Source organism: Micromonospora sp. DSM 43699, from assembly GCF_055517075.1.
Map to the genome: position 1 here is coordinate 1 of NZ_JBTMMT010000184.1, position 481 is coordinate 481.

At 57.2% G+C, this 481-nt stretch carries 1 protein-coding gene; it reads right to left on the reverse strand.

All coding sequences use genetic code 11. The features are described 5' to 3' along the window. Nucleotides 1-91: 91 nt before the first annotated feature. Nucleotides 92-481 (reverse strand): hypothetical protein (locus AC0AIB_RS31150; protein ID WP_465098071.1); only part of this gene is annotated, 390 nt, incomplete at its 5' end.

The following is a 481-nucleotide window of genomic DNA, read 5'->3' on the forward strand; positions in this document are numbered from 1 at the left end:
GTACTGACGACATGGGACAAGCGGCCGACCGGCCGCATACCAGCATACGACTTATCGTCCTAGTCTCACCTCACTCTTCGCGCGAAGCGGATCACCGTCCCGTGAGGTCAGACAGTTTCACTTCGGTGCCAACCAGAGAGAAGTCGAGACCTTGTGGCGTCGCTTTAAGGGATTCATAATGCAGATTTCCCAGATTAGGAAGAGTAAACCGTGAGGTAATCCCTTCTAGGATCGGTTTGAGCAACACGTCAGGGATTGGGATGTCATCGAGGCTCGCCGACGGACTACTCAAGGTCACCCGCCGAGACGTGGCCTCGACCCCGGGTACGGCGGTAATACTGACGTCTACCCGAGCTCCCAATACCGACATCTCCCGCACGATCGTCACCCTGCCGGTTTCCCCGGCGTCGTCGTTATAGGTGATTTTTGCACCCGCCAACCGCGACAGCTCAGACCAGTCAACACGGCCAGAGGCTGACAT